A 4115-nucleotide genomic window follows, 5' to 3' on the forward strand; every position below is an offset into this window, starting at 1 on the left:
AGTGGGCTATTCCTTTGAACGCAAACTTTGAGGCACCGCAGATTATGTCTGAACGAGAACTGGATCTGGGAGATTACCAAGAATTACGCAGTGCAGCTGGTCACGCTTTGCGTGTAAACGTAGGCAATAGTTCACACTTCATTGTCAATTATGATGAAACCTTGATGAATGATATTATGGCTGAATTTAATCAGCTTAAACCGGTAGATCAATTGCAATTATTGCAAGATTTAGGACTTTTAGCAGAAGGCAAGCAAATCTCATACGCTGAAATTGTACCGTTGCTGCCGAAATTTGCGGATTCTAAATCATACATTGTCATTAGTGCCTTGTTATCTAGTATCCGTTCATTATTTAAATTTGTTACACCTGATTCAGCTCAAGAAAAAGATTTGCAGGCATTTGTTAATAAATTAACCCAAGAGCAAGTTAAACGTTTAGGCTGGCAAGCAAAAGCTTCTGATACAGATGATGATAAGAGAATTCGACCACTAGAAATAGCCTTAGCTTTGTATGCCAAAAACCCTGCTGTGATAAAAGCTGGTCACCAAATTTTTGCTGAGCACGATCAAAACTTAAACGAAATTGATGCTTCAGTTAGACCGTATGTTTTAATGAATGAAGTTAAAAACTATAATAAAGCGGGCCTAGTTGATCGTTTGCTGAAAGAATATCAAGCTGCCATCGATCCTAACTATAAGGACGATCTTACTGATGGTATTACCAACACCAAGAATCCATCTGAAATCAAGAAACTTATTGAGAATTTTGAGAATGCTGCAGTTGTTAAGCCTCAAGATTTGCGCTCTTGGTTTGCGAATGTCTTAGCTAATCCAAAAGGCGAACAATTTGCTTGGGACTGGTTACGGGACCAATGGTCATGGCTGGAGAAGACAGTCGGTGGTGATATGGAATTTACCACTTATATTACTGTGGCTTCAAACATTTTCCATACTGAAAAGAGATTGAAAGAATTTAAAGAATTCTTTGAACCAAAGGTTGATCAGCCGGGTCTTGGGCGTGAGATCAGAATGGATACCAAGAATATCGAGTCCAAGGTTGACGTGATTAATGCTGAAAAGGATGCTGTCAATCAGGCTGTTAGGGAAAATTTGTAAGTAAAAACTGTTTAATATTTAAAATTGCAAAACCTGTTAACTAAAGCGAGTGTGAACTTGATATTAAGCTAACAGGTTTTTTTGCATAACAAAAAGGACAAGTTTTTTAAATTCTTGTCCTTTAATTTCTTATTAAATTACTTAATCATATACAATTACAGGTTCATGCTTGCTTACATTATGCCAAACTTGTTTTATTTCTCTAGGCTTAATATTAACGCAGCCGTGAGAACCCCCACGTAAATATGCTTTTTTACTCCAATCGCCGCGCCAGCTGGCATCATGGAAGCCGCAACCACTTAAAGTAAACGGCATCCAGTATCTGACTGGTGAAGCATATTTAGACCCGTCGTTATTGCGTCCGCGCAATACAGCATGACCTTGCTTATAGTGAATATACCAAACACCTTGAGGGGTACTGTTACCCTTAACGCCATCTCTCGTACCAGTGACAATGTCATTCAAATGTACGACTAATTTGCCATTTTTTACAATCCACATTTCCTGCTTTTTAAGTGAAACAACAATATAGTTATTTCCTATGCCATGATTGTTTTTACCATAGCCTAAACCATAAGTACTATAACCCAGACCATAGATGTAATCTTTACCATCAAGATTTTTAGTCCCGTTTAAAAATGCTTGTTCGACAGCGGCTTGAGCCCTTTTGACATGAACACCCCAGCCATAGCTTTGGTTTTTGACGGTAATTTTGCTTCCTGCAACTTTGTTGCCCTTTGGCACAGTGAACTTGTAGCTTTGGTGAATAGTTGAAATTTCCTGGTCAATTTTATTGAGTTTCGCCGTTAAATTTTCTGAATTAAGAAATGAATATTTGCCTTTTTTGTAAATTGCCTGGTTAATCAGATTTTGAGCTTTAAGCTGATAGTCTTTGCCGGCAACATGGTAATTGACCACAGCGTGACTCACAGCCTGCATTTTTTTATTGGCAGCATCTAAGTCAGTATTGCGGTATTCATAATTTTGCTTATCTGGCATTGTAGTATGTTGCTTTTTAAAGTAATTCGCAACTTCCTTTTTCTTAATAGTATCAATGCTGGGATCGCGTTCAATTGCTACTTTACCATTTTCTAGGGAAACGATATTGTTGGCTTTCCGATTAATCTTGGCCGTCGCCTTATTAATTGTTAAGTTTCCAACTTCTACTCCATAAATATTAACATTAGGGTTAAAATGATTAATAGCGAATGCTTTAGCCTGCTTTTGCGATTCAACGTGATTATTATATAGAACCACGCCAAATATAACTGCTAAAATCAGAACTATTCCGATAATAATCAGAAACAAGTTATTGCGGTTATTGTGTTTTTTTAAATTTCTTTTTGATTGCATAGTTCTACCACCGTTGGAATTTTTTAAAAAATAATTGCGGTTACAGTTTACCATCTATTGCGGCTCTAGTAAAATGCAAGATTTAAGAAAATTTTTTAGGAGGGATTGCCCAATGGAAAATGACCCATTAGTGTTTGATGTTAACATAGCTAAAGAAAAGCCTAATTCTTACCGTAAAGTGAAAAACAATTCTGGTTGTCCCTTTTGCGATGTGGCTGGATTGACTAATATTATAAAAAGGCAAGGCGACATGATTTGGCTAGCTAATAAATATCCGACATTGCTGGATACTGTTCAAACAGTTTTGATTGAATCTAATAAACATGCGGGAGATATCACTACCTATTCACCTGAATATAATCGGGCTTTGATGCGCTTTTCACTGTCATGTTTTAAGCAAATGAATGATTCACCTGAGTTCGGATCGGTATTATGGTACAAGAATTTTGGCAAAAATTCTGGAGGTTCACTTGAGCACCCGCACATGCAAATCGTTGGCTTGAAAAAGATGAACGGCTATAAGTATCTTCAGCCCAATAATTTTGAAGGCATTAGTATTTTTAACAAAAACGGGCTGGAGGTTAACGTTGGCACCCATCCGATTCAAGGCTATATCGAATTAGATTTCAACCTGCTTGATGAAAAAAGTATTGATGACTGGTCCGACTGGATTCAAAGTGGTGCTAAATACATGCTGGAAGTTTTGTCCAATGGTCGCTGTAACTCCTACAATTTGTTCTTTTATCCGCGTTTTGATCAGGGTATTTGTGCGAAATTGATTTTGCGCTACACAGCTTCGCCATATTTTGTCGGCTATAAGCTTTCACAGGTAGATAATCGGGAAAAATTACTTACGGAAGCTGAAAAATTTAAGCGCTTTTTTGAGTCTGGATCAGTTTTAGAGAAAGAATTTAAAATATAGTTTTTATTAAAGTAATTATTGTTAAAACTAATACTTAGCAGAGATAATATTTGCGACAAATAATTCTAAGCAATATAATAGCAAGGTGTTTTTTTAAGGAGGACGCAAATGCGCAGAAAAGAAACTAAGAACCTGGCTATTACTGCCATATTTGTCGCAATCTTTTTATTGCAAACTTTCATTCCTAATATCGGTTATATTCGCATATTGCCAACTTTGCCGGCTATAACTACTATTCCTTTGACTGTTTCCATTTATTCTTTGCTTATGGGACCAATTGCCGGCACATTTTTTGGTATTTTCTGGGGTATTGCCCGTATGGTGCAGGCATATACGCAACCTGGGGATATTGTCAGCTTGATGCTCTTTCAAAACTTTGCGATTGCCGTAATTCCTAGTGTTTTGGCGGGTCTTTTTCCAGGACTGATTGGAAAATTAACTGCTAAAAAGAAAAATAGTATTAAAGAGGTAAGCTACACGGTTGCGGGAGCAGTGACTTCTTTAACTAACACTGTTTTTGTAATTCTATTAACCAGTCTGGTTTTCATGGGCAACTCTGCCAAACTGCTAGGCCATTTGGGCAGCTTTGCTCAGGGGACGCCTTTAATTACAGCGTTAATAATTGCCCTAGGTTTGAATGGTCTGGTTGAGGCGGTATTCACTGCAATTGTGACACCAATTATTGTGACGCCTCTCAACAAGGTGCTGCGCAGAGTGGGCTA

General features: G+C 37.5%; 4 protein-coding genes. 3 read left to right on the plus strand and 1 reads right to left on the minus strand.

Features of this window, described 5'->3' with window-relative positions; genetic code table 11:
• Window positions 1–1118 (plus strand): ERAP1-like C-terminal domain-containing protein (locus LACWKB10_RS09540; RefSeq protein WP_034981708.1); only part of this gene is annotated, 1118 nt, incomplete at its 5' end.
• A 141-nt stretch (window positions 1119–1259) separates the two neighbouring features.
• On the opposite strand, the gene LACWKB10_RS09545 is transcribed toward LACWKB10_RS09540, so the two are convergent.
• On the minus strand, window positions 1260–2471 hold the full coding sequence (locus LACWKB10_RS09545) for a L,D-transpeptidase family protein (protein WP_034981713.1): 1212 nt from the start codon (window positions 2469–2471) through the stop codon (window positions 1260–1262).
• Between the two features lie 112 nt (window positions 2472–2583).
• Here LACWKB10_RS09545 and LACWKB10_RS09550 point away from each other — a divergent pair, with 112 nt between their 5' ends.
• Window positions 2584–3393 (plus strand): DUF4931 domain-containing protein, encoded by an 810-nt coding sequence (locus LACWKB10_RS09550; protein WP_034981711.1) that lies wholly within the window; start codon window positions 2584–2586, stop codon window positions 3391–3393.
• Window positions 3394–3501: 108 nt separating this feature from the next.
• Window positions 3502–4115, plus strand: a 614-nt coding sequence (locus LACWKB10_RS09555) for an ECF transporter S component (protein WP_081945394.1), incomplete at its 3' end; no start/stop codon positions are given.

The sequence above is a fragment of the Lactobacillus sp. wkB10 genome (genome assembly GCF_000760615.1).
Lineage (GTDB): Bacteria > Bacillota > Bacilli > Lactobacillales > Lactobacillaceae > Lactobacillus > Lactobacillus huangpiensis.

Coding starts and splice junctions, on each gene's coding strand:
- LACWKB10_RS09550 (WP_034981711.1), top strand. CDS start 2,584: ATGGAAAATGACCCATTAGTGTTTGATGTTAACATAGCTAAAGAAAAG.
- LACWKB10_RS09545 (WP_034981713.1), bottom strand. CDS start 2,471: ATGCAATCAAAAAGAAATTTAAAAAAACACAATAACCGCAATAACTTG.